Origin of the sequence: Tardiphaga sp. (genome assembly GCF_044336785.1) — a bacterium.
In the GTDB taxonomy this organism is placed as follows: domain Bacteria; phylum Pseudomonadota; class Alphaproteobacteria; order Rhizobiales; family Xanthobacteraceae; genus Tardiphaga.
In genome coordinates this window covers 66,711-90,767 of record NZ_JBIIOT010000008.1, presented here as the reverse complement: position 1 = coordinate 90,767, position 24,057 = coordinate 66,711, and the positions used below count along the sequence as shown (strand labels likewise).

Sequence of the window (24,057 nt, the reverse complement as noted above, 5' to 3'; positions counted from 1 at the left end):
GCGTGCGCCAGGCCATCGCCTTTGCCGCCAACCGCGAATTCATCACCGGGAAGCTGATGAACGGCAAGGCCAAGATGGCCACCAGCCCGATCGCGCCGGGCTCGCCGCTGCTCGCGACCGATATCGAAATGTACAAGCTCGATCTCGCCAAATCGGCGAAGTTGCTGGACGAGGCCGGCTATCCCAAAGCCGCCGACGGTTCGCGCATGAACCTCACCATCGACTTCATCCCCGGCGACGAGGAACAACAGCGCAATGTCGCCGAATATCTGCGCTCGCAGCTCAAGCGCGTCGGCATAAATCTCGAAGTCCGCGCCGCACCGGACTTCCCGACCTGGGCCCAGCGCATCTCCAATTACGATTTCGACCTGACCATGGACAATGTCTTCAACTGGGGCGACCCGGTGATCGGCGTCAACCGAACCTATCTGTCCAGCAATATCCGCAAGGGCATCATCTGGTCGAACACCCAGCAATACAGCAATCCGAAGGTGGACGAGCTGCTCGCCGCTGGCGCGCAGGAGCCGTCGCCCGAGAAGCGCAAGGCCCTGTACGCCGAATTCCAGAAGCTCGTCGTCAATGACGTGCCGATCTATTTCATCAACAGCGCGCCCTATCGCAACGCCTTCTCGAAGGGGCTGGACAACCTGCCGACCTCGATCTGGGGCGTGATGTCGCCACTCGACGAGATCAACTGGAAAGAGAAGCCGAAGACCTGATTTGCTCCGTCATTGCGCGCGCAGCGAAGCAATCCAGAAAGCCACAGGCAAAGACTGGATTGCTTCGTCGCTACGCTCCTCGCAATGACGGCGGCGAGTAACGCAAACAAATCTTACGCAACGAACAGACCGGCACCATGAACCTCGTTCTCCATGTCATCAGGCAACTGGCCAATGCGATCGGCCTGCTGCTTGCCGTGCTGGTTCTGAATTTCTGCCTGATCCACGCCGCGCCCGGCGATCCCGCTCTGGTGATCGCAGGCGAGATGGGCGGCGCCTCGGCCGAGGTGATCGCCGCGCTGCGGGTGAAATACGGCCTCGACAAGAGCATGCTCGAACAGCTCTTCACCTATCTCGGCAAGGTCGCCATCGGCGACTTCGGCTATTCCTATTACTTCAACGAGCCGGTGGTGGGGCTGATCGCCCAGCGTATCCCCGCCACGCTTTATCTCGTGCTGTCGGCGCTGGCGATGTCGGTGATCATCGGCACGCTGATGGGCATCGTCAGCGCACGCAAGCCGAACGGGCTGTTCAGCCAGGGCGTCACCGTGATCTCGCTGGCCGGCTATGCGGCGCCGGTGTTCTGGACCGGCCTGATGCTGCTCCTGCTGTTCGGCTCGGTGTGGCCGATCCTGCCGGTCACGGGCATGACCGACGTGGCGCGGCCGAAGACCGGCTTCGCCCATGTGCTCGACATCCTGCAGCATCTGGTGCTGCCGGCGACCACCCTCGGCCTCGTCTATATCGCGCAATACAGCCGCCTCGCCCGGGTCAACATGATCGATGCGCTGACCGCCGACTATGTGCGGACGGCGCGCGCGAAGGGCCTGCCGGAGATCGTGGTGATCGGCAAACATGCCCTGCGCAACACGCTGATCCCCATCGTCACCGTGGCCGGCCTGCAATTCGGCCACCTGTTCGCCGGCGCCGTGCTGGTGGAGACCGTGTTCTCCTGGCCGGGCATGGGTCGGCTGGTCTACGAATCCATCCTGCGGCGCGATTATCCCACGCTGCTGGCGGTGCTGTTCTTCTCCGCCGTGCTGGTGATGGCCGCCAATATCGTCACCGATCTGGTCTATCGCCTGGTCGATCCGCGCATCCGTTCGGGGGCCCGATGACCACGATCGACTCCACCGCCGTCAAGCCCGACACCACGCTGCTGCCGGTGCGCCCGGCGACCTCGCCGATGGCCGCGGCCTTGCGCCAGTTCGCGCGCAGCCCCGCGGGCGTGGCCGGCGCCGTGGTGTTGCTGGCCATCATTTTCGCCACCCTGTTCGGTCCGCAGCTCTATGGCGTCGATCCGCTCGACATCGCCGGCGCGCCGCTGTCGCCGCCGGATGCCGACGCCTGGCTCGGCACCGATTATCTCGGCCGCGATATCCTGTCCGGCCTGTTGCAGGGCGGCCGCGCCACCCTGACCGTAGGCGGCGTCGCCGCGCTGATCACCATCGTCATCGGCGTCACCATTGGGTCATTGGCGGGCTTCTTCGGCGGCCCGATCGATACGGCGCTGGTCAAGGTCACCGAATTCTTCCAGATCCTGCCGCCGCTGCTGTTCGCCATGGTGCTGGTCACTTTGTTCGGGCAATCGCTGGTGGTCGTCACCCTCGCCATCGGCGTGGTCAGCTGGCCGTCGGCGGCGCGGCTCACCCGCGCCGAATTCCTGCGGCTGCGCAATCTGGATTTCGTCAAGGCATCGCGCGCGGCTGGCGGTGGCAATGGCCATCTCATCCTGCGCGTGGTGCTGCCCAATGCGCTGCCGCCGATCATCGTCTCGGCGACGCTGGCGATCGGCATCGCCATCCTGTTCGAGGGCGGTCTCAGCTTCCTCGGCCTCGGCGACCCCAACACCATGAGCTGGGGGCTGATGCTCGGCCAGAACCGCAATTACGTGCTCGATGCGTGGTGGACCGTGACCTTCCCCGGCGCCGCCATCTTCATCGCCGTGCTGGCGATCAGCCTGATCGGTGACGGCATCAATGACGCCATCAATCCGCGCCTGCGCAAGCGAGGCTGACGCATGAGCCCCGTCCTTTCCGTACAGAACCTCACCGTCACCATGAAGGGCAGCAAGGGCCCGGTGCCGGTGCTGGAAAATCTCTCCTTCGATGTCGCGCGGGGCAAGACCACCGCCCTGGTCGGCGAATCCGGCTGCGGCAAGAGCATGACGGCGCTCGCCATCATGCAGTTGCTGCCCGAGGATTTCCGCGTCACCTCCGGCCGCATCCTGCTCGACGGGCAGGACGTGCTGGCGTCGACGCCAAAAGAGCTGCGCAGCCTGCGCGGCAACAAGATGTCGATGATCTTCCAGGAGCCGATGACGGCGCTCAACCCGCTCTACACCGTCGGCGACCAGATCGGCGAGGTGCTGCGCCAGCATCGCGGCCTGTCGCGCCGCGACGCGCATCAACAGGCGATCCAGTTCCTCAAGGCGGTGCAGATCCCGGCTGCGGAGAAGCGCGTCGATGCCTATCCGCACGAGCTTTCCGGCGGCATGCGGCAGCGCGTGATGATCGCCATGGCGCTGGCCTGCAAGCCGAAACTGCTGATCGCCGACGAGCCGACCACCGCCCTCGATGTCACCGTGCAGGCGCAGATCTTCGATCTGCTGGCCGAATTGCAGGACGACACCGACACCGCCATCGTGCTGATCACCCACGATCTCGGCGCCGTGGCCGAAATGGCCGACGATGTCGCCGTGCTCTATGCCGGCCGCTGCATCGAACAGGGCGCCGCCGACGAGATCATCGCCCATGCCCGCCATCCCTATACGCGCGGGCTGATGGCCTGCGTGCCGCATCTGCAGCTCGGCAAGACCGACGGCCGTTTCGCCCCGCTCGAGGAGATTCCCGGCATGGTGCCGCCGCTCGGCGCGCGCGGACCGGACTGCGCCTTCCTCGCCCGCTGCGCCTTCGCCGCCGATATCTGCCACACCCAGCCGCAACCGCCGCTCGACCGCGTCGATGCGCAGGCCGCCGTGTCGTGCTGGCGCCATCTGGAGATCGCGCCATGAGCGACGGACTGCCGATGGTGAACGCGCCTGCCGACGTCCTGCTCGACGTCAACGACCTCGTCGTGCATTTCCCCGCCGGCCGCCGCGGCATGTTCGGCAAGCCGTCCAGGGTCCATGCTGTCGATGGCATCAGCTTTCGCGTTCGGCGCGGCACCACCTTCGGCATCGTCGGCGAAAGCGGTTCGGGCAAATCCACCACCGCCCAGGCGGTGATGCGGCTGATTCCGGCGACCTCAGGCCAGATCGTGTTCGGCGGCGAGAACATCGCCGATTTTCGCGGCGAGAAGCTGCGGCTGGCGCGCAGCAAATTCCAGATCGTGTTTCAGGACCCATTCTCGGCGCTCGATCCACGCCGCCGCGCCGGCGACTTGATCCGCGAGCCGCTCGATCTGCTCGGCATCGGCGCACCGCGCGAGCGCGACGCCCGCGTCAAGCAGTTGCTGGCCGAAGTCGGACTGCCGCCGCAGGCCGCCGACCTTTTTCCGCACCAGTTCTCGGGTGGCCAACGCCAGCGCCTCTGCATCGCGCGTGCGATGGCGCCGGAGCCCGACCTGATCGTCTGCGACGAGGCAGTGTCGGCGCTCGACGTCGCCATCCAAGCGCAGATCCTGAACCTGTTGAAGAAGCTGCAGCGCGAGCGTGGCTTCACCTATATCTTCATCTCGCACGATCTCGGCGTGATCCAGCATTTCTGCGATGAGATCGCGGTGATGTATCTCGGCAAGATCGTCGAACAGGCGCCCGCCGATATCTTCTTCTCGGCTCCGTCGCATCCCTATAGCTGGTCGCTGATCTCGGCCGCAGCGCCCCCCGGCCCGCTGCGCGACCGGTTGAAGAAGGACTATCTCGTCAAGGGTGATCCGCCGAGCCCGGTCGATCCTCCGCCCGGCTGCCGCTTCGCCCAGCGCTGCCCCTTTGTGATCGAACATTGTCGTGAGGAACTACCGATCCTCCAGGTGCAGACCGGTGACCATTTTGTCGCCTGCCACCGGGCCGGTGAACTCAACCCGCCGGAGTTGACGATTCCGTAGAGCATTGGAGCATTTTGCAGGCAGGTCATGCGAGGCTTACCGCCATGAACGGGCTCGTCTCAACAGAGCGGATAACCGCGAGATTCGCGTCACTAAATATCGACTATTTCAGATAGTTGGTCGGTACAGCGGTCGTAAATTTCAACTCCTCCATCGAGATCGATGAATTAATCTGCGAAAACTCCAGGCGCTCGATCATGGTCTTATACACTTGGTCGAGCGCCTCGACGTCGGGCACCAGGACCTTGAGGATGTAATCGACGGATCCTGTCAGTCGATAGGCTTCCACAATCTGCGGGATATTCTCCAGCAACTCCCTGAATTTCATCAGCCATGCCGCTTCGTGCCGCGGCGCCGTGATCGATATGAACACGGTCATCGGCACGCCTGCCTTTTTTTGATCGACCAATGTCACGCGCTCGCGGATCACGCCCGCTTCCTCGAGACGCCGGATACGTCGCCAGCACGGCGTCTGGGATAGCCCGACCTCTTCGGCCAGGACGCCGACGGCGCGATCCCGCTGCTGCAAGAGGTCGAGGATCTTGCGATCGATCTCATCAAAACGCGTCGTCATTTTCAAAGCTCCTATCAGCTACCACAGCCAAGCAAGGCCGAAATTCGATGCTCCTGAGGGAGCCAAGCCGAGCATCTGCACGGCCAAATCGAGCACAAACCTGAATCTTTGTTCTAGCAATAGCGGATTTTTGGATAATTTGATCTACGAAAACATCTTATGAATAGTATAAAAATGCAATTTTATTCCATTTTGTAGATCATTATTGACACTTTTGTGATTATGCCGCAATTTTGTTCCTGCCTGCAGCGTGAGCAACCGGCTGCAGCGACATCAACCCAAAAGGGATCATCATGAGAGGCGTGAAAAAGCGGCTTTGGCTGCTGGGCGGAGCTTTGTGCGCATTTGTGGCGTCGGCACAGGCCGAAGACGTCAAACGAGGCGGCACCGCGGTCATTCACATGAACACCGAGCAAGGCGTCCTCAACCCGGCGCTTCGCGCATCGACCGGCGTGTACCAGATCACCGGCAAATTCATGGAGCCGCTGATCGACAAGTCTTATGACGGTTATGTCGGCGTGCTCGCCACCGACTGGTCGTCATCCGCTGACGGCAAGGCGATCACTTTCAAACTGCGCCCCGGCGTGAAGTGGCATGACGGCGCCGCCTTCACCTGCGACGACGTTGCCTATTCCGCGATGAATCTGTGGAAGAAGCTGCTGAACTATTCCAGCACGCTGCAGGCCAATCTCGACGCGGTCGACTGCCCCGATCCGACCACCGCTGTATTCCGCTATTCGTCGCCGATGCCGCTTGACCTGCTGGTCGCGGCCATGCCGGATCTTGGCCACCCCGTGCCGAAGCATCTCTATGACGGCACCGACATTCTCAAAAACCCCTACAACCAGAAGCCCGTCGGCACCGGCCCATTCAAGTTCCAGAAATATGAGCGCGGCCAGTACATCATCGCCGAGCGCAATGCCGACTACTGGCGCGGCAAGCAGTATCCCTATCTCGACCGCATCATCTGGCGGTTCATTCCGGACAAGGCGGCGGCCGCCGCCGCGTTCGAAGCCGGGGAAATCCACGAATCCGGGTTCAACGGCATTTCGATGGAAGACATGCAGCGGCTCGGCAAGGATCCGCGCTTCGACATGGGGCCGAAAGGTTTCGAGAACAACGTCGCCCAATCCACCGTCGAGTTCAATCTGCGCAACCCGATCCTTGCCGACATCCGCGTCCGCAAGGCGATCTATCACGCACTCGACACGGATTTCGCGCTGAAGACCATCATGCGCGGCTATGGCAAGAAGGGCACAGGCCCGGTGCCGAGCGCCGGCGGCATCAACTACACCGCGGACGTAACGACCTATCCGTTCGATCCCGACAAGGCCCGAGCGCTGCTCGACGAGGCCGGCTACAAGCCGGACGCTAACGGCATCCGCTTCAAGCTCCGGCACCGCCCGGCACCCTGGGGCGAATACACCCAGCTCTGGGCAGAGTATTATGCGCAGGCGCTGAAGAAGATCGGGATCGCCGTCGAACTCGTCACGAACGATGCACCGGGTTTCCTCAACGGCGTCTATCGCGACCACAATTTCGATACGGCGAGCGGCTGGCATCAGTTCCGCGCGGACCCCGCGGTGTCCACCACCGTCTGGCTGCGCTCGGGCGCACCGGTCGGCACAGCCTGGTCCAACCAGTTCGGCTACAAGTCCGCCGAAATGGACAGGCTGATCGACGACGCCGCTGCCGAACTGGATACGTCCAAGCGTGCCGGCCTGTATCACCAGATACAGAAGCTCGCGATGACCGACCTTCCGGTGATCTTCGCCATCGAACATCCGTTCCTCGGCATCACCAGCAAGAAACTCAAGAACCACCACAACACGCCGCGCTGGGATTCATCCAGCTGGTACGACCTGTGGCTTGACAAGTAGCGCCGCCACGCCGGGGCATCGCCTGCCCCGGCGCCTTTCATCACGGGAAGCCCGCTGACATGAGCCTGCATATTCCGCCCCTTCTGGGTTACGCGCTGCGCCGAACCATCCAGTCGGCCCCGATCCTCATCATGATCATGATAGGCAGTTTCCTGCTGATCAAACTCGCCCCCGGCGACACCGTCGATGCGCTGGTCGGCGACATGGGCGGCGCCGATCCGGCCTTCGTGGCCCGGCTGCGTGTCGAATATGGCCTCGACCAGTCCGTCGTCGTTCAGCTGTGGCGATACATGGCTAAGCTGGCCCAGTTCGATTTCGGCTGGTCCCACGTCTATGAGCAGCCCGTCACCACGGTCCTTCTGTCCCGGCTCGGCAACACGCTGTTGCTGATGGTCAGCTCGTTGTCACTGGCCTTCGTCTTTGGCATCGCACTCGGCGCCTTCGCGGCACGCCGCGCCTATTCCATCACCGACAATGCGATCTCGACCCTCGGCCTCGTCTTCTATGCGATGCCGTCCTTCTTTCTCAGCCTGTTGATGATCCTGATCTTCTCGGTCAAGCTCGGCTGGCTGCCGGTGGGCGGCATCCGCACCATCGGCGCCTTCAACGAGGGCTGGGCCGATGTCGTCGATGTCGCCCGCCACCTGATCATGCCGACCGCGGCGCTGTCGCTGATCTATCTCGCCTTCTACATGCGCCTGATGCGGACCAGCGTGCTGGAAGTCTCCGACTACGATTTCGTCCGCACCGCGCGCGCCAAGGGCGCGGGCAGCGCGCGCGTCATGTATCACCACATCATCCGCAATGCACTGCTGCCGGTCGTCACTCTGCTGGGCCTGCAATTCTCCACCGTCCTCGGCGGCTCGGTGGTGATCGAGACCATCTTCTCGCTGCCGGGTCTCGGCCAGCTCGCCTACACGTCCGTGGTCAAGCGCGATCTCAACACGCTGATGGGCATCATCGCGCTCAGCTCCATCATCGTGGTGCTCGTCAATATCGTGACCGATCTCGTCTATGCCTGGCTCGACCCGAGGATCGAACTGAAATGACCGTGCTCGAAACCCGCCTCGCGCCCGCCGCCCCGCGGCAAAGCTCCGTCCTGTGGCGCCGCTTCCGCCGCAACCGCGCCGCCGTGCTCGGCCTCGGCCTTGTCATCCTCGTGATCGCCATGGCTGCGCTGGCCGGCGTGGTAACGCCCGGCGATCCGCTGCGCCAGGCCGGCGCACCGCTCACGCCGCCATTCACGGTGGCAGCAAATCCGTGGGGCACCGACCAGCTCGGCCGTGATATCATGGCCGGCATCTTCCACGGCGCCCGCATCTCGCTCGCCATCGGCGTCATTGCCACGCTGATCTCCATTGCGCTCGGCACCGTGATAGGCGCCCTCGCCGGCTATTTCGGCGGCCGCATCGACAATGCCTTGATGCGCGTGACCGAGACCTTCCAGACGATTCCGAACTTCGTTCTCCTGCTCACGCTGGTGGCGATCTTCGGCTCCAGCATCGAGCACATCGTGCTCGCGATCGGCGTCGTGTCGTGGACAGCGCCAGCACGGATGGTCCGCGCCGAGTTCATGTCGCTGCGCAAGCGAGATTATGTGGATGCCGCGCGCAATCTCGGCGTCGGTGACCTATCGATCATCTTCCGGGAGATCCTTCCCAATGCGCTGCCGCCCGTCATTGTGTTCGCATCCGTGGTCATGGCAACCGCGATCCTGATGGAAAGCGCGCTCGCCTTCCTCAGCCTCGGCGATCCCAATTATGCGAGCTGGGGCAACATGATCGGCCAGGGCCGCGCAGTCCTGCGCACCGCCTGGTTCTGCTCCGTCATCCCCGGCATGGCGATCCTGCTCACCGTGCTGTCCTTCAGCCTGCTCGGCGAAGGCCTCAACGACGCACTCAATCCGAGGCAGAAGAAATGACCAGCATGCCCGCCCCCATCCTCGAGATCGACAACCTGCAGATCAGCCTGCCGGCAGGCGCCGATCGCCCGCATGCGCTGTGGGACTTCAACCTCACGGTCGGCGCAGGCGAGATCGTCTGTCTCGTCGGCGAAAGCGGTTCGGGCAAGTCACTGGCGGCCAATGCGGTGATGCGTCTGCTGCCCGAACCGCATGTGCGCGTCACCAAAGGCGCGATCCGGCTTGACGGCACGGACATCTTGTCGCTGTCCGAAGCCGGCATCCAGGCGATGCGCGGCGATCGCATGGCCATGATTTTCCAGGAGCCGATGACCGCGCTCAACCCGCTCAAAACCGTGGGCTGGCAGATCGACGAAGTGCTGCGCCTCCACACCAAGCTCAACCGGACAGAGCGCAAGGCACGCACGCTTGAAATTCTCGCCGACGTCCATATCCCGGAGCCGGCCTCCGCTTACAATGCCTATCCACACCAGATCTCCGGCGGCCAGCGGCAGCGCGTGATGATCGCGATGGCGCTTGTCCTGAAGCCGCGGCTCATTATTGCCGACGAGCCGACCACGGCGCTCGACGTCACCACGCAGAAGCAGATCCTGAAGCTGATCAAGGATCTGCAGAGCGCCCACGGCACCGGCATTCTCTTCATCACCCATGATTTCGGCGTGGTCGCGGAGATCGCCGACCGCATCGCCGTTCTGTGCCTGGGTGAGATGGTCGAGCAGGGTCCGGCGCGGCAGATCCTGACCAATCCGCAGCACCCCTACACCCGCAAGCTGATCGCCGCCGTTCCGGCCATGACACCGCCACCGACCAAGCCGATGTCGTCGCAGCCGATTGTGCTCGAAGCCAGGGGCCTGTCGAAGACGTTTGCCGCCCGCGGAGGCCTGTTCTCCGGCAAGCGCAGCCGCGTCGCAGCGGTGAAAGACCTCTCGTTCCAGCTCCGCCGTGGCGAGACGCTGGGCGTGGTCGGCGAGAGCGGATCCGGCAAGACCACAGTCTCGCGCATCGTCACCCGTCTGCTCGAGGCCGATGGTGGCGAGGTGACGATCGACGGCCGCGACCTGCTATCGGCCTCGACACGCGAACTCCGCGCCTTGCGAAAAGACATCCAGATGGTGTTTCAGGATCCGATGGCGTCGCTGAATCCGCGCCGCCGCGTCATCGAACTGATCGCGCAGGGGCCGATCGTGCAGGGCGTGTCGCGCGATGTTGCCTATGCCCGCGCCCGCGAACTCCTGTCGCTGGTCGAACTGCCGGCCGCCGCAGCCGATCGCTATCCGCATGAATTCTCCGGCGGTCAGCGCCAGCGCATCGGCATTGCCCGTGCGCTGGCCATGGAGCCGCGTGTCATCGTCGCGGATGAGCCGGTGTCGGCGCTGGATGTCTCGGTGCAGGCCCAGGTGCTGCGGCTCTTGACCGATCTGCGGGAACGGCTGCATCTGTCCTTGCTGTTCGTCACCCATGACCTGCGCGTGGCCGCTCAATTGTGCGACAAGGTGATCGTGATGTCCCGCGGCGAGATCGTCGAGGCCGGACCGACCGCGGAGATCTTCGCCAATCCCACCCATCCCTATACGCGCGCATTGCTCGCCTCCATTCCCGGTCGCGACTGGGAACCGCCAGCCATCGTCGACGCCGCGTGAGGCCACAAGGAAGCAGACGAGATGACCACACTTGCTCCCGAATTTCCGAAGTCGATCTGGGCCGCCACGGCACCGCCGCGCGCGACTGCGCCGGCGCTCTCCGGCTCCGTCGAGAGCGAGACCGTGATCATCGGCGGCGGCCTCAGCGGCGTGTCCGCTGCCCTGCATCTCGCACGCACCGGCCACAAGGTGGTGCTGCTCGAAGCCATGGCCGTCGGCTGGGGCGCGTCCGGCCGCAACAATGGTCAGGTCATCCCCACCATGACCGCGGCCGAGCCGGATGCGATCCGCAAGCGATACGGCGAGGCCGGTGACCGCTTCGCACGGTTGATCGGCAATAGCGCCGCTTACCTGTTCGATCTCGTCCGCGAAGAGAACGTCAAGGCTGAGGCCGAGCAGAGCGGCTGGTTTCAGCCGGCGCATTCGCCCGGCCGCATCAAGCTGTCAAAGATGCGCGTCGATGCCTGGAGCCGGCTCGGCTTTCCCGCGCGCTTCGTCGATCGCGAAGAAACCCGCGCGCTGCTCGGATCGGACTTCTGGTATGGCGGCATGCTCAATCCGACCGGCGGCCACGTCAATCCGCTGGCGCTGTCGCGCGGCCTCGCCGCTGCTGCCGAGCGCCACGGCGCCGTCATCCATGAGATGACGCCCGCCACGGCATGGCGGCGCGACGGCAATGGCTGGGTCGTGACCACCGACGGCGGGACGGTGAAAGCCAAGAACCTGCTCCTCTGCACCAATGCCTATACCGGCGAAATCATCCCCGGCCTCGCGCGCCGGCTGGCCCGCACCGTCGTGCCGGTGCTGTCCTGGCAGATGTCCACGCCGCCGATTTCCGACAATCTGCGCGCCACCATCCTGCCGGGCCGGCAGGCGGTGTCGGATACCCGCGGCGACCTGCGCTTCTTCCGCTACGACGCCCGCAACCGGCTGATCACCGGCGGTGTCGTCATCGGCGAATATGACGTGCCGCGCCGCGTTGCCGCAAAAGCCTCGCAGAACCTGGCCGATGCCTATCCGGCGCTCGGCCCGGTCGAGATGAGCCATGTCTGGAGCGGCTATATCGGCATGACCTGGGACCGCTTCCCGCGCATCCACAATCTCGGTCCCAATGCCTGGGCCTGGATCGCCTGCAACGGCCGCGGCGTCGCGCTATCGGTCTCTCTCGGTCGCGAGATGGCCCGCGCCGTCAGCGGCGAGCCGTTATCCGATCTTGCGCTTCCGGTTTCGGAGCCAAGCCCGCTACCATTCCATTCGATCGCACGCCGCATCGCCCCCACCTATCTCGCCTGGCTCCGCCGCAAGGACCAGATCGAGATGCAGCCCTGACAGACGGGATCACCACCATGAAAGACCTGCCCATTCTTGAACGCCGCCGTATTGAAGCGATGATCCTCAAGCACGTGCACGACGTGATCACAGCCCGCTCCGGTACCGCCGAGGCCGATGCGGTGATCGGCGAAGCCTGCAGCCGCTCGGCCATAGAGCAGGGCAAGGGCTTTGCCGAAGCACTCGGCCACGCCCCCGATCTCGAGGACTTCGCGGCGATCATGCCACTCTGGACCAAGGATGACGCGCTGAAGATCGAGCCGGTGCAGACGACACCGGAAGCTCTCGATTTCAACGTGGTGCGCTGCCGCTATTCGGAAATGTATCGCGAGATGGGCCTCGGCCGCATCGGACATCTCCTGTCCTGCAATCGCGATGGCGATTTCTGCATCGGCTACAATCCCGACATGAAGCTCACGCGTACCCAGACCATCATGAGCGGCGCCAGCCATTGCGACTTCCGCTACCGGATGGAGCCCGGCACCAGCGACGCGAAGACCGAAGGCTGAAAGAACGATATCATGGCTGTTGATAACTGGGTCTCCGCCCATCTGGAGCAACTGATCGCGTTTCGTCGCGACCTACACAGTAATCCTGAACTGCTCTACGACCTGCCGCGAACGTCCGCGCATGTTGCCAAAGCGTTGCGCGAAGCCGGTTGCGACGAGGTCGTCGAGGGCCTCGGCAAGACCGGCGTCGTCGCCATCGTCCGCGGCAAGACCAACAATTCGAAGCGCACCATCGGCCTGCGCGCCGACATGGATGCGTTGCCGATCGTTGAGGAGACCGGCAAGCCATGGGCCTCGCAGGTCCCCGGCAAGATGCATGCATGCGGGCATGACGGCCACACCACCATGCTACTCGGCGCCGCCATCGGCCTCGTCCAGAGCCGCAACTTCGACGGCACCGTGGTGCTGATCTTCCAGCCCGCCGAGGAAGGCGGCGCTGGTGCCAAGGCGATGATCGATGACGGCTTGTTCAAGCGCTGGCCCGTCGATGAAGTGTACGGCATGCATAACCGGCCGAACCTGCCGGTCGGCGAATTCACTATCGCGCCCGGTCCCATCATGGGATCGGTGGATATTTTCGAGATCGAGATCACCGGCGTCGGCGGTCATGCGGCCTCGCCGCACCAGACCGTCGATCCGATTCCAGTCGTAGCGAGCCTGATCCATGCCGTGCAGACCATCACTGCACGTACTATCGATCCGATCGACTCGGCGGTCATCTCCATCACGACGCTGAAGGCCGGCGATGCGTTCAACGTCATTCCCCAGACGGTGCAACTAAGCGGCACTGTTCGGACCTTGCGCGACGCCGTGCGCGATCATGTGGAGACACGGCTGAACCAGGCTGTGTCGGGCATCGCCGCGACCTATGGCGCCACAGCAAAGCTCGACTACAAACGGCTCTATCCTGTCACGGTCAACCATGCCGGCGAGACCGAGCTTGCAGCACGCGCCGCCGAAATCGTTGCTGGTGTCGGCCGCGTCAGCCGCGACATGCCCAAAACACTCGGCGGGGAAGACTTCGCCTTTATGCTGAACGAAGTCCCCGGCGCGATGATCAATATCGGCAACGGACCGGGCGCGAACCTGCATCACCCGTCCTACGATTTCAACGACGAGGCCATCGCCTGGGGCTGCTCCTATTGGTGCGAACTCGTACGCCAGCGCCTGCCGCTGTGAGCGCGCAACCGGCCAGACTGACATGCCGCCTGCAGGCGGCTGGAGAACGATAACTGTGCAACAGACAATAACAACGACTGAAACCAGCGGATGCCCCGCGCTGATCCCTCTGCCCGATTGCAACGGACGGGAGTGGGCGCGGACGGCGATCTCGCGGCTCCAGGGCGATGGTCGACGCTCGGCCGATACACATCTGCTGAAACCGCTGTTTCCCGGCCTTCCCGGCATTTCGATCTATCTCAAGGACGAAAGCACGCATCCGACCGGTAGCCTCAAACACCGGCTCGCCCGCTCCTTGTTTCTATATGGCATTTGCAATGGCAAGATCGGGCAGCACACGACGCTGGTGGAGGCATCGTCAGGCTCCACCGCGGTCAGCGAAGCCTATTTCGCCCAATTGCTCGGCCTGCGCTTCATTGCCGTGATGCCGCGCTCGACCAGTCGACAGAAGATCCAGGCGATCGCGGGCTTCGGCGGCGAATGCCACTTCGTCGATCGCGCCGCCGACGTCTATGACGTCGCACTCGCGATCGAACGTGAAACGAACGGTCACTATCTCGACCAGTTCACTAATGCCGAACGCGCGACCGACTGGCGCGGCAACAACAATGTTGCCGAAAGCATCTTCCGCCAGATGGAGGAAGAGGAGTTTCCCGTTCCTGAATGGCTGGTCATGAGCGCCGGCACGGGCGGTACGTCGGCGACACTTGGCCGCTACATCCGCTATCGTAATCTCGACACCAGGCTTTGCGTCGTGGACGTCGAGAATTCCGCATTCTACGATGCGTGGAAGAACGGCGACCTGCAAGCAACCGCGTCCGGATCGCGCATCGAAGGTATCGGCCGGCCGCGCGTCGAGCCATCCTTCGTGCCTGGTGTCATCGATCACATGATCAGAGTGCCAGACGCCGCTTCCATCGCGGCGGGGCATGTGCTGTCCGAGCGCCTGTTCCGCCGGATCGGCGGCTCCACCGGCACCAACTTTTTTGGCCTGTGCTGGATCGCCGCCAACATGATCCAAGAGGGTCGACGCGGTTCGATCGTCACGCTGATCTGCGACAGTGGGCATCGCTATGCCGACACCTTCTATGATCGCCAATGGCTGGCGACGAACAAGATCGACATCGATCCCTATCGTCGGATGCTTGATCGCTTCCTCGACACCGGCGTGTTCGAGCAGCTTTTTCCCGACGCGATCGCATCATAATGCCATCGCTGAGTCTTCTGTGGCTCATCGATCACGACTGACTGACAACACCAACTGGCACTTTGCGGGCAGCACAGATGCTCGCCGCTGCAAAAACGATCGGTCGATATGACGGTCATCGAGGAAAGGCTGGCGGCTGGACGTCGAAATCCCGACAACCGCCGCCGTGAGCGAACTATGTGCCAGCTGTAACCTCGGGCAATCAACCGATCATCTCAGGCCAATTGTGCCTGCTTCTCTCTGGCAAGCTTGCTGATGCGCATCGCAGCACGCACGGGGAGTCCGCCAGCTTCGAAGTAAGTCAAACAGCAGCTTGGCTGTGCACGACCAGTCTACGCGCGTAGTAAGGCGCACTCGGCGGCAATTTCGACCGCATCAAATGATTCCCCCGCTATGGAAGGTCCAGCCTGGCACGGTTCTTGAATTCGTTTGAAATCGAGTCTCGAAACACGGCGACATCTCAAGGAAGGTGATCCGTATGCCAAGCACTGACCCGATTGACCCGCAGCGTTCAGACAATTCCATCGACGTGAGCGCGATAAACGACGACGCTGAGCGAGACATCCCATTCGCTATGGAGGGCATCATCTATTTTCACAATCCTGCGGCGATACAGATACGCGATTTGATCAAGACTCTAACCCAGCATATTTCGGACAAATCCCGCAGTGTTTGTTCGCGGCTAACGTCTTGAGCGACACGCCGCTGCCGCATCATAGCTGCGTTAATAGGCGCATCAATTCTCGATCAGCCAGTTCGCAACAGCGAACAATTTGGCATCGGCGTGCTGAGCACCAATGATCTGCAGGCCCAGCGGCATATTTTCGTCCGAGAACAGCGGCAATGTGAGCGCGGGCGCACCGAGCACGGAGGCGCCGACATTGAAGGAGGGATTGCCAGTATAGGTAATGCGCTTCGGCGCGGCGCCAGTTGCATCCAGTGTAACAAACGCATCCGCCTTGGTCGCAAGCCGCTCGAACGCGACACGCAACTCGACCCGGCGCTTCATCAGCTCCCGATAACCGTCCAGGCCTAGCGCGTCGGCCTTGACGATTTGATCCAGCGCGCTCGGGCTGAGGCCCTGTCGGTCGCGATAGGCGACGCTCTTCAACGGCCAGCGCGACTCATAGCCGATAATGTCAAAGCCGAACTGCAGAATATCCGTAATCGATTTTTCGAAAGCATCGAGATCGGGATCGTTGTCACGCGAGATGATCTGCACGCCGGCGGCGCTCAGAACACTGAGCTTGCTCTCGAGTTGCTGCCGCGCTTCATCCGTCGCCAACGCCCAACCGGGTGTTTCCAGCTTGATCAAACGAGTCGGCTTGAGTGGCCCCGCCAGCTCCTCTGAACCGAACAGACCTGGCTGGCCGGGATCGCCGCCACAGCGCTGCACCATGTCGTAGCTCGTGTGCCAGATATCCTCCAGGCTGGCGCCGATGAGACCGATGCAGCTATGGCTCTGGAAGTCGTGGCTGCCGCCGCGATTGATCGCACCGAATGTCGGCTTGTAGCCGAACGCACCGCAATAGCCGGCCGGTCGCAGCACCGAACCGATCACCTGCGTCCCGAGCGCCACCGGCAGAATACCTGCTCCCACCGCACTGGCCGACCCCGCACTCGATCCACCGGACGTACGCTCATGATCGTGCGGATTGCGCGTGTCGGTGGCATAGGCACCGGCGAATTCCGTTGTCTTCGTCTTCCCTACGACAGCCGCCCCCGCCTCGCGGAGCGCGAACACTGTGGCCGCATCGCGCCGCGGCTGGTTGCCGTCATGGGTGGGCGAGCCCATTCCGGTGGGCATGTCGAATGTCTCGATGACGTCCTTGATGCCGACCGGCATACCATCGATGCGTGACAGTGGACGACCATCGCGCCAGCGCGCCGTGGCAGCGTCGGCGGCAATGCGGGCACGCGGCAGCGACAGAGCTGCAAAAGCAGACAACTTCGGCTCGAGGACTTGGAGCCTTGCGATCGACCGCTCAAGGAATTCGCGCGGCGTATCCTTGCCGGTCCGAAACTCGTCCGTCGCGGCATGGAAAGAGACGAGAGATGGTGACGGTAAGTTGGACATCGGACACTCCGGATAACGGCGAAATCCGCAGACGGCGGATTGACGATTAATGTGCGGCTGCGCCGCTGAAATCCCGCGGCAGCCTCGTCTCGGCCACGCGCACCGTGCGGATCGCCGCCGGCGTATTGCGGCTTCGGCCGACGAAACGCGGCACGCCATCGCTGACGACGGCAGCCACTGCGGGCACATCGCCATTGCGCAGTCCTGACAGCGCATCGTCCTGCGATCCGCCGGCGCATGCATCGATCAGCACCAGATCGGCATCCTTGCCGACCTCGAGGAAGCCGCTGTTGAGACGGTAGACCCGCGCATTGTTGCCGGTGGCCGCCGCGATCGCCTGTTCGGGCGGGATGCCGCCGAGGCTGGCGAGATGGCTGATCGTATAGAACATGCCAAGCGGCATGATGCCGCTGCCGGTGGGCGTATCGGTGGCAATCAGCAGCCGCTCGGGCTGCTTGACGTCATCGAGCAATTTCGCGGTGAGCAGCGCAGTACGTAGATTTCCAGCGGTGCAGAGCTGCAGCGCGATGTCGCTCTCATTGACGAGGCGCGCAAAGCCCCCTTCCGGCATCGCCGTCGGTCCGCCATTGACGTGGAAGGAGACGCTGGGATTCGACTTCAGCACATGCTCGGCCCAAATGCCGGACGAGCCCGGAATGGAGGAGCCTCCGGTATGCATGGTCGTTACCATGCCGAGTTTTCGCGCGGCCAGCATCAGAGGAGCGTAATCGAACGGCGTGTCGAAAGCACCGAAGCCGGCTTTGGCCAGCCACAGGCCCGCTTTCACCAGCTCTGCGAGATCGTCTTCGGTGAGACCGGGCTCGAGAATGATCGAGCCGGCATGCACGCGCATGCCGCCGGGACGATAATCGAGAAAACAGGCGCGCGCCGCGAGCGCCAGCGCCTTGACGCCGGCGGGGTCCTTGGGGCGACCAGGCACGTGAACTTCCGACGCGGTGATCGACGTGGTAGTGCCGCCATGCACATAGCTCTCGAGATAACCGACCACGCGCTGCCGCGGGGTATAATCGCCGAAGGTGATGTGAACGTGGCTGTCGATCAGGCCGGGAATGGCGGTGGTGCCGCCCGCATCGATCACGACATCGGCCGCGGAGACCTGCTGCGCCGACAACGTGCCGATCGCACTGATGCGACCGCTCTCCATGAGGATGCCGTCGCCCTCGGCGAATGGCGACTTGATGTCGCCGGTGACGATGGTGCCGATATTGACGATCGCGGTGCGCATGGACTGCTCCTCCACTCAAAACTTTCGTTGCAGGCTTGGCGATACACCAGCCGGCTCAGCCGTGCCAGCGCAGCAGATGCCGGCGCAGGACGATGATGCCATGATCCGCGAGCCAGCCTGCGGCGAGCATCACAATCAGGATGGTGAACACCGTCGTGGTCTCGAAGAAGCGTTGCGCATAAACGAGATTGCCGCCGAGCCCGCCGCCGCCCGCGATCATCTCTGCCGTGAAGGCGCTGATCAAGGCATAGGGCACGGCGACGCGCACGCCGCTCATCAGCGACGGGAACGCAGCCGGAAGGATGATGCGCCGTAAGATGCCGAGCCGCGTCTCGCCCATGGCACGCGCCGCCCACAGCTGCACCCGCGATACTGTCTCGGCCCCGGCTTGGGCGACGATGATGAAAGGGAAGATGCTGGTGAACGTGACAAGCGCGATCTTCGACAGATGATCGATGCCGAACCACAGGATGAAGATCGGCAGGAACGCCACCTTTGGCGCAGGGAAGCCGAGCAGCACCACCGGATTCATCAGCCAGCGGAACCAGCGGATCTGCGACATCAGGAATCCGATGATGACGCCGCCGACCATGGCGATGACCAGCCCCGCCGCCGCACGATAAAGGCTGACGAAGAGTGGTTCGAACAATTCGCCGCTGACGATCTGCTGGAACAGGCTAGCAAAGACGCTCGACAGTGGCGGCAGGAAGATCGGCGATACCAGACCGGCGCGGGTGACGGCTTCCCAGATGAGCCCAATCAATACGATCGGATACAAAGCCAGCAGGCTGCGGGAGATTTGCTTCAGGCTGAACATGGCCGCTCCCTCAGATTTCGGCATTCGACCGGCCCTGCCAGCGCAGCAGGTAGTCGGTCAGCATCACGAGCAGCGCATCGACGAGACAGGCGACGGCAACGATCGCGACTACCGCGGCAAACATGTAATCATAGGCACCATTCTCGCCGAACATGAAAATCAGCTTGCCGATACCGACCTTGGCCGCGATCATCTCAGCGGCGACGGCAATGACGAATGAGAAGCCGAGCGCAATGCGGGCACCGGTAAGAATGCCGTGCATCGAGGCCGGCAACTGCACCAGCCGCATCACGTCGCGCGGCGACGTGCCCATGCAGCGCGCACTCCAGAGCAGGATGCGCGGCGTGTCCTGCACCGCGTGATAGGTATAGATGATCATCGGCAGCACGGTGGACAGCGTGATGGCGAGAATGCTGGTGGTGCTGCCAATGCCGAACCACAGCATCAGCAGCGGGACCAGCGCCGTCTTCGGCAGTGAATAGGTGCTCTTCACAATCGGACCGAAGAAGCCTTCCGCCCGCGGCGACACCGCCATCCATGCACCGAGAGGAACGCCGATTACCATGCCGAGCACGAGACCTGCGATGCTACGGTAAACCGTGGCGCCGAGATCCTGATAGAAGGACAGCTGGACCGCCAGCTTCTCGAGCGCGATGACCACCGCGGTCGGCGATGGCAAAAAGGACGGATCAATCAGGTTCAGATGCGGCAGCGCCGCCCAGACGCCGACCCAGATCATCAGCGGCAGAACGAACGAGGCGACCTTCTTCGCCCGGGACGCGATCGACATCAGACCGCCGCCGGAGCTGGCTGCGTCACCTGTTGGCGAACGCTCACCCAGACTTCGTTCCGAATCTTGCGATATTCATCCGACAACACAACCTGCTCCCGCGTCAGGCTATGGTCGAGATTGATCTCGAAATGCTCGACGAAACGGCCGGGGCGCTTCGACATCACACAGACGCGATTGGACAGGTAGACGGCCTCATCGACGTCGTGGGTGACCATGACCACGGTCTTGCGATTGATCCGCCACAAACGCAGCAACTCGTCCTGCATCACCTCGCGCGTCTGCGCATCGAGCGCACCAAACGGCTCGTCGAGCAGCAGAATGTCCGGCTCATAAGCGAAGGTGCGCGCCAGCGCGACGCGCTGCTTCATCCCACCACTGAGCTCGCGCGGGAACGATTGCTCGAACCCCGTAAGGCCCATGATGCCGACATAGCGCGCGACGATATCCTTGCACTGCTGATCCGGCACCGCCTTGCGTTTCAACGCATAGGCGATGTTCTCCCACACGGTAAGCCACGGAAACAGCGCATATTCCTGAAACACCACGCCGCGATCGAGGCCCGGCCCGGTGATCGGCTTGCCGCCGCTCGACAGCTTGCCGGTGCTCGGGCTCTCGAAGCCGCCGAGCATATAGAGCAACGTGCTCTTGCCGCAGCCCGACGGCCCCACGATCGACAAAAACTCACCTTCGGCAACGCTCAGATCGACATTGTCGAGCGCAAGCACCGATTTGCCATCACGCGAGAATGTCTTGGAGACACCGCGAACCGAGATCTTTGCACTGTCGCCCATCAGAATTCCGCCAATCGAGAAATCACGATGCTGCAGCATGCTTCCGCATTGCACCGCAGCCACCGCTCATCATTGCGCCATGATTTTAAGACGTTAAGATTATCAGACAATCGTGTCAAGCAAGCGACCGACGGCACGCTCTTTGCTCATCGCAATCCGATTGATTGCCAGACAATCTTATCTTTTGTTCCTGCTACACGACCAAAAAGGATATCATCATGACTTCTCCGACTACGCGTGAGACGAATGCATTTCAACGCGGCATTTCCCGCCGAAAAATCTTGCAGTCTGCTCTTGCAGTGGGCGCAACGATCGGCGCTCCAGGCATTCTGCGCGCCGCACCGCCTGTCATTCGCTACGCCACAGCCGGCGGCCTCGGCCCGAACGAGACCGAGACGATCATCTTCACCGAATATATGCGCAAGAATGTGTTGAAGCGGATCGACAAGGATTACACGCTGGATGTGACCTATACGCGCGCAACACCTGAAGCAGCATCGATGCTGGCAGCGGGGCAGGTCGACATGGGCATCATGACGCCACCGGTCTTCGCAACCTCCGTCGTCAAGAATGCCGTGCCGAACGGATTGAAGATCGTTGCCGACTGCTTCCAGGATGGCCGCGACGGCTATGCGTCGCAGGCTTTCTTCGTGCTTGATGACAGCAGCATCAAAACCGTCGCCGACCTCAAGGGCAAGACAATCGCCGTCAATGCCTATGGCAGCACGCCCGACGTGGTTCTCAACGTGATGCTGGCCAAAAACGGATTGTCGGCACGCAAGGATCTCAAGGTGGTGGAGATCGCATTCCCCAATATCGGCGCGGCGCTACGCGCCAAGCGCGTCGATTGCGGCGTGCTGCCGCTGCCGTTCGGCGCGACCGAGGCAGCAAAAGGCGGCATTCGTCCGCTCTTTGCCGGCAAGGACGTGCTGCCACCCTACTCCGTAACCATGCAGGTCGCGACCAACGACATCCTCAAGAAGAGCCCGGATGCGGTGAAGGCCTATCTCGCCGACTATGTGGACGCGCTGCACTGGCTCTATGCGCCGGAGAACCGCAAGAAGGCCGTGGAGTTCACCGCGGATCTCGTGAAGTCGCCGCCGGAAGTGCTCGATGCCTACTTCCTCACGTCGAAGGACTACTATCGCGACAAAAACGCGTGCGTGACGCCCGCACTGGTGCAGACACTGGCGGATGCCATGACAAAGGATGGCCTGCTGCCGCGCAGCATCAACATGGCCGACTATATCGACACGTCCTATCTGCCGTTCCCCTGCTGAGGGAGAACCGCAAGCGAACGGGGACCGCCTCGTTCGCTTATCGCCGCACTCAGCGTTTGAGATAACGGTGCGACATCTCGTTGGCATAGAGCGAAATCCCAAGCCCGGGCGCCTGCTGTGGCGCCATGCCTTCGCTGCGAGCAAGAAATTCCTTCACGAGCGCGATCGAGCGGCGATCATATCCCGCCACCTGCCCGGCCAGCTTCAGCACTAGCGCATCGAGTTCGGCGTCCACTACCGTGCGCGCCGCAAGGCCGATCTGCACGGCGTCGCGGCCTTCGATTTCGCGCCCGGTAAAAATGAGATCGCCTAGCAGATTGCGTGGCAACACGAAACGATAGTGACTAAGCACGATAGTCGGCGGAATGCCGTGCGGGATCTCCGGAAAACTCAGCGTCGCCTCATTGGCGACTACCACGATATCGCAGCGCCCGGCGAGCGACAGACCGGCACCTTCGGCACGGCCGCGCACCGAAGCGATAGTGACGGCGCGGCATTTCTGCACCGCTTCATTGAGCTGCTGGATGCTTTCGAACTCACGCACGATGTCGAGCGGATCCGATGACTGCTCCGCGGGACGCTGCCGGCCGAGCGAGAAGTCCGGCCCCACTGCGCCGAGCACGATGACCGCCGGTCCGCCCGCCAAGGGATCGGCCGCCGCAAATTGCGCCGTGAGTTCAGCGATGCCTGCTGGATCAATGCGGTTCCCAGCTTCGGGGCGGTTCAGCGACAGGAAGAGGATGTCGCCGTCGCGCTTCGAGAGAATGCTCATATCAGGTATCTCCTAAAATGCCGGACTGTTCAGGATGCGGTCGCTGACCGCAATGCGGTTCGATGCGTTAACGCGCATCTCCTCCCGCGCCGCTTCCATCTGCTCCGGCGTATGAATGCTTTGCTCGTCATCCAGCCATTGCCGGGCGAATGCATAGACGAAGGCACAACGCGCATAGCGCCCCTTCGCATAGCGCATCAGGCGATGCTCGACCGAACCTTCGGTCGCCGTCATTTCAAGAGCAAGAACGAGACCATCCTCGACCGCCATCGCCGCGCCCTGTGTGAGATGCGGCGGCACGACATGGGCCGCATCGCCGCCTATTACAACGCGGCCGCGATGCCACGGCCACGGTACCAGCATCGGCTCGATCGGACTATAAACGATATCGGATTTGGCATTCAGCCCTGTACTGATCTCCGCGACATAGCCCCCGAACTGCGCGAGACGCTCTTTCAACATATCCGCGAAAGTTGCGCGATCGTAGAACGCGTCGATGGGCTCCGGCCTGATATTGAACAGATACATCAGATCCTTGGTGATCGGCATCGCGCCCGCTTTGCCACCGAGGCCCTGCATGAATTCCATACCGGTCACCTCGGGCACGCGCGGCACCTGGATCCGCCAACCGCCTATTCCGCACGGCTTCGGCCGAAACATGGTGCCGACCACATGTAGTCGCGCGGTCGAGCGGATGCCATCGAAGCCGATCATCAGATCAAAGCTGCCGTGATTGCCATCGGACAGGATGACATCGACTCGATCGCCTGCGGCATCATCGATCTGCGTAACCTGGCAGCCGAATTTTATCTTGACGCCCGCACGCTCAGCCGCGCCGAGCAGGATGCGATGCAGATCAGATCGACGAAGCGCGCAGACTGGCGGCACGCGATGGTCACCCAGCAGGAATTTGTGCGCGGCGATCAGATTGTGATCAGCATCGAAGATGCTCATGTGGTCATAGACATAACCGGCATCGAGCACATCGGCGAGCAGACCGAGCTTGTCATAGACGCGCAGCGCATTGGCCGGCTGGCCGAGCCCGACGCCAGGCACGTCGAAATTCGGCTGCCGCTCGATCAGCGTGACTTCGACGCCGCGCTGGGCGAAAGCCAGCGCGCATGACAGACCACCGACGCCGCCACCGGCCACCAGCACATTCCCGATGACGTTCATTCGACTGCCCTCATATCCACGCCAGGTTCGCCGGAAAAGACGATGGACTTTCTGATTCTATTGTCAGACAACCTGACTTGTTATGTAACTTAAGTTATATATC

General features: G+C 62.6%; 22 protein-coding genes. 14 read left to right on the top strand and 8 right to left on the bottom strand.

From position 1 onward, the window contains the following. From ACIQ2A_RS04420 to ACIQ2A_RS04400, 5 genes are all read left to right on the top strand, one after another. Positions 1 to 719, top strand: a 719-nt coding sequence (locus tag ACIQ2A_RS04420; RefSeq protein WP_398476170.1) for an ABC transporter substrate-binding protein, incomplete at its 5' end; no start/stop codon positions are given. A 137-nt stretch (positions 720 to 856) separates the two neighbouring features. Then, positions 857 to 1,837, top strand: a complete 981-nt coding sequence (locus tag ACIQ2A_RS04415) for an ABC transporter permease (RefSeq protein WP_398476168.1) — start codon at positions 857 to 859, stop codon at positions 1,835 to 1,837. Then, positions 1,834 to 2,736: an ABC transporter permease gene (locus tag ACIQ2A_RS04410; RefSeq protein ID WP_398476166.1), complete on the top strand. Its 903-nt coding sequence runs from the start codon at positions 1,834 to 1,836 to the stop codon at positions 2,734 to 2,736. Before ACIQ2A_RS04415 ends, ACIQ2A_RS04410 begins: the two co-directional genes overlap by 4 nt. A gap of 3 nt (positions 2,737 to 2,739) precedes the next feature. Further along, a complete protein-coding gene (locus ACIQ2A_RS04405) occupies positions 2,740 to 3,732 on the top strand; it encodes an ABC transporter ATP-binding protein (RefSeq protein ID WP_398476164.1) in 993 nt (330 codons plus the stop codon). Beyond that, positions 3,729 to 4,763, top strand: coding sequence for an ABC transporter ATP-binding protein (locus ACIQ2A_RS04400; RefSeq protein ID WP_398476162.1), 1,035 nt, complete (start codon positions 3,729 to 3,731; stop codon positions 4,761 to 4,763). The genes ACIQ2A_RS04405 and ACIQ2A_RS04400 overlap by 4 nt, the downstream gene beginning before the upstream one ends. 103 nt (positions 4,764 to 4,866) lie before the next feature. Here the strand turns inward: ACIQ2A_RS04400 and ACIQ2A_RS04395 are convergent, their stop codons facing one another. Further along, a complete protein-coding gene (locus ACIQ2A_RS04395) occupies positions 4,867 to 5,337 on the bottom strand; it encodes an Lrp/AsnC family transcriptional regulator (protein ID WP_398476160.1) in 471 nt (156 codons plus the stop codon). A 293-nt stretch (positions 5,338 to 5,630) separates the two neighbouring features. Between ACIQ2A_RS04395 and ACIQ2A_RS04390 the strand changes: the two genes are divergently transcribed. The 8 genes from ACIQ2A_RS04390 (at position 5,631) to ACIQ2A_RS04355 (ending at position 15,002) form a co-directional block, all read left to right on the top strand. Next, positions 5,631 to 7,217, top strand: coding sequence for an ABC transporter substrate-binding protein (locus ACIQ2A_RS04390; protein WP_398476158.1), 1,587 nt, complete (start codon positions 5,631 to 5,633; stop codon positions 7,215 to 7,217). Positions 7,218 to 7,282: 65 nt separating this feature from the next. After that, positions 7,283 to 8,266: an ABC transporter permease gene (locus ACIQ2A_RS04385; protein ID WP_398476178.1), complete on the top strand. Its 984-nt coding sequence runs from the start codon at positions 7,283 to 7,285 to the stop codon at positions 8,264 to 8,266. Further along, positions 8,263 to 9,138 (top strand): ABC transporter permease, encoded by an 876-nt coding sequence (locus ACIQ2A_RS04380; protein WP_398476156.1) that lies wholly within the window; start codon positions 8,263 to 8,265, stop codon positions 9,136 to 9,138. Before ACIQ2A_RS04385 ends, ACIQ2A_RS04380 begins: the two co-directional genes overlap by 4 nt. Positions 9,139 to 9,143: 5 nt before the next feature. Next, positions 9,144 to 10,778 (top strand): ABC transporter ATP-binding protein, encoded by a 1,635-nt coding sequence (locus ACIQ2A_RS04375; protein WP_398476153.1) that lies wholly within the window; start codon positions 9,144 to 9,146, stop codon positions 10,776 to 10,778. Between the two features lie 21 nt (positions 10,779 to 10,799). Then, on the top strand, positions 10,800 to 12,107 hold the full coding sequence (locus ACIQ2A_RS04370) for an NAD(P)/FAD-dependent oxidoreductase (protein ID WP_398476151.1): 1,308 nt from the start codon (positions 10,800 to 10,802) through the stop codon (positions 12,105 to 12,107). 17 nt (positions 12,108 to 12,124) lie between these two features. Next, entirely contained in the window at positions 12,125 to 12,616 is a 492-nt protein-coding gene (locus ACIQ2A_RS04365; protein ID WP_398476149.1) for an L-2-amino-thiazoline-4-carboxylic acid hydrolase, read from the top strand. 12 nt (positions 12,617 to 12,628) lie between these two features. Next, a complete protein-coding gene (locus ACIQ2A_RS04360) occupies positions 12,629 to 13,795 on the top strand; it encodes a M20 aminoacylase family protein (protein WP_398476147.1) in 1,167 nt (388 codons plus the stop codon). A gap of 67 nt (positions 13,796 to 13,862) precedes the next feature. Next, positions 13,863 to 15,002: a PLP-dependent cysteine synthase family protein gene (locus tag ACIQ2A_RS04355; protein WP_398476176.1), complete on the top strand. Its 1,140-nt coding sequence runs from the start codon at positions 13,863 to 13,865 to the stop codon at positions 15,000 to 15,002. A gap of 736 nt (positions 15,003 to 15,738) precedes the next feature. Here the strand turns inward: ACIQ2A_RS04355 and ACIQ2A_RS04350 are convergent. From ACIQ2A_RS04350 to ACIQ2A_RS04330, 5 genes are read right to left on the bottom strand one after another with little or no spacing between them, the layout of a single operon-like run. Continuing rightward, on the bottom strand, positions 15,739 to 17,079 hold the full coding sequence (locus ACIQ2A_RS04350) for an amidase (protein WP_398476145.1): 1,341 nt from the start codon (positions 17,077 to 17,079) through the stop codon (positions 15,739 to 15,741). Between the two features lie 46 nt (positions 17,080 to 17,125). Next, complete coding sequence (locus ACIQ2A_RS04345; protein WP_398476143.1) at positions 17,126 to 18,325, bottom strand: amidohydrolase family protein; 1,200 nt, start codon at positions 18,323 to 18,325, stop codon at positions 17,126 to 17,128. A 55-nt stretch (positions 18,326 to 18,380) separates the two neighbouring features. Then, positions 18,381 to 19,142, bottom strand: coding sequence for an ABC transporter permease (locus tag ACIQ2A_RS04340; protein WP_398476141.1), 762 nt, complete (start codon positions 19,140 to 19,142; stop codon positions 18,381 to 18,383). A gap of 10 nt (positions 19,143 to 19,152) precedes the next feature. After that, a complete protein-coding gene (locus ACIQ2A_RS04335) occupies positions 19,153 to 19,932 on the bottom strand; it encodes an ABC transporter permease (protein ID WP_398476139.1) in 780 nt (259 codons plus the stop codon). After that, the gene (locus tag ACIQ2A_RS04330) at positions 19,932 to 20,765 is read right to left on the bottom strand and encodes an ABC transporter ATP-binding protein (RefSeq protein ID WP_398476137.1); all 834 of its coding nucleotides are present in this window, start codon (positions 20,763 to 20,765) and stop codon (positions 19,932 to 19,934) included. The genes ACIQ2A_RS04335 and ACIQ2A_RS04330 overlap by 1 nt, the downstream gene beginning before the upstream one ends. 179 nt (positions 20,766 to 20,944) lie before the next feature. Between ACIQ2A_RS04330 and ACIQ2A_RS04325 the strand changes: the two genes are divergently transcribed. Continuing rightward, complete coding sequence (locus tag ACIQ2A_RS04325; RefSeq protein WP_398476135.1) at positions 20,945 to 22,006, top strand: ABC transporter substrate-binding protein; 1,062 nt, start codon at positions 20,945 to 20,947, stop codon at positions 22,004 to 22,006. 49 nt (positions 22,007 to 22,055) lie between these two features. On the opposite strand, the gene ACIQ2A_RS04320 is transcribed toward ACIQ2A_RS04325, so the two are convergent. After that, positions 22,056 to 22,778 carry an enoyl-CoA hydratase/isomerase family protein gene (locus ACIQ2A_RS04320; protein ID WP_398476133.1) on the bottom strand — a complete coding sequence of 241 codons (723 nt, stop codon included), beginning with the start codon at positions 22,776 to 22,778 and terminating at the stop codon, positions 22,056 to 22,058. Between the two features lie 12 nt (positions 22,779 to 22,790). Further along, complete coding sequence (locus ACIQ2A_RS04315; RefSeq protein WP_398476131.1) at positions 22,791 to 23,954, bottom strand: FAD-dependent monooxygenase; 1,164 nt, start codon at positions 23,952 to 23,954, stop codon at positions 22,791 to 22,793. Positions 23,955 to 24,057 lie beyond the last annotated feature (103 nt).

Coding starts and splice junctions, on each gene's coding strand:
- ACIQ2A_RS04390 (WP_398476158.1), top strand. CDS start 5,631: ATGAGAGGCGTGAAAAAGCGGCTTTGGCTGCTGGGCGGAGCTTTGTGC.
- ACIQ2A_RS04365 (WP_398476149.1), top strand. CDS start 12,125: ATGAAAGACCTGCCCATTCTTGAACGCCGCCGTATTGAAGCGATGATC.
- ACIQ2A_RS04410 (WP_398476166.1), top strand. CDS start 1,834: ATGACCACGATCGACTCCACCGCCGTCAAGCCCGACACCACGCTGCTG.
- ACIQ2A_RS04405 (WP_398476164.1), top strand. CDS start 2,740: ATGAGCCCCGTCCTTTCCGTACAGAACCTCACCGTCACCATGAAGGGC.
- ACIQ2A_RS04400 (WP_398476162.1), top strand. CDS start 3,729: ATGAGCGACGGACTGCCGATGGTGAACGCGCCTGCCGACGTCCTGCTC.
- ACIQ2A_RS04395 (WP_398476160.1), bottom strand. CDS start 5,337: ATGACGACGCGTTTTGATGAGATCGATCGCAAGATCCTCGACCTCTTG.
- ACIQ2A_RS04360 (WP_398476147.1), top strand. CDS start 12,629: ATGGCTGTTGATAACTGGGTCTCCGCCCATCTGGAGCAACTGATCGCG.
- ACIQ2A_RS04375 (WP_398476153.1), top strand. CDS start 9,144: ATGCCCGCCCCCATCCTCGAGATCGACAACCTGCAGATCAGCCTGCCG.
- ACIQ2A_RS04330 (WP_398476137.1), bottom strand. CDS start 20,765: ATGCTGCAGCATCGTGATTTCTCGATTGGCGGAATTCTGATGGGCGAC.
- ACIQ2A_RS04370 (WP_398476151.1), top strand. CDS start 10,800: ATGACCACACTTGCTCCCGAATTTCCGAAGTCGATCTGGGCCGCCACG.
- ACIQ2A_RS04350 (WP_398476145.1), bottom strand. CDS start 17,079: ATGTCCAACTTACCGTCACCATCTCTCGTCTCTTTCCATGCCGCGACG.
- ACIQ2A_RS04335 (WP_398476139.1), bottom strand. CDS start 19,932: ATGTCGATCGCGTCCCGGGCGAAGAAGGTCGCCTCGTTCGTTCTGCCG.
- ACIQ2A_RS04345 (WP_398476143.1), bottom strand. CDS start 18,325: ATGCGCACCGCGATCGTCAATATCGGCACCATCGTCACCGGCGACATC.
- ACIQ2A_RS04340 (WP_398476141.1), bottom strand. CDS start 19,142: ATGTTCAGCCTGAAGCAAATCTCCCGCAGCCTGCTGGCTTTGTATCCG.
- ACIQ2A_RS04320 (WP_398476133.1), bottom strand. CDS start 22,778: ATGAGCATTCTCTCGAAGCGCGACGGCGACATCCTCTTCCTGTCGCTG.
- ACIQ2A_RS04415 (WP_398476168.1), top strand. CDS start 857: ATGAACCTCGTTCTCCATGTCATCAGGCAACTGGCCAATGCGATCGGC.
- ACIQ2A_RS04315 (WP_398476131.1), bottom strand. CDS start 23,954: ATGAACGTCATCGGGAATGTGCTGGTGGCCGGTGGCGGCGTCGGTGGT.
- ACIQ2A_RS04380 (WP_398476156.1), top strand. CDS start 8,263: ATGACCGTGCTCGAAACCCGCCTCGCGCCCGCCGCCCCGCGGCAAAGC.
- ACIQ2A_RS04325 (WP_398476135.1), top strand. CDS start 20,945: ATGACTTCTCCGACTACGCGTGAGACGAATGCATTTCAACGCGGCATT.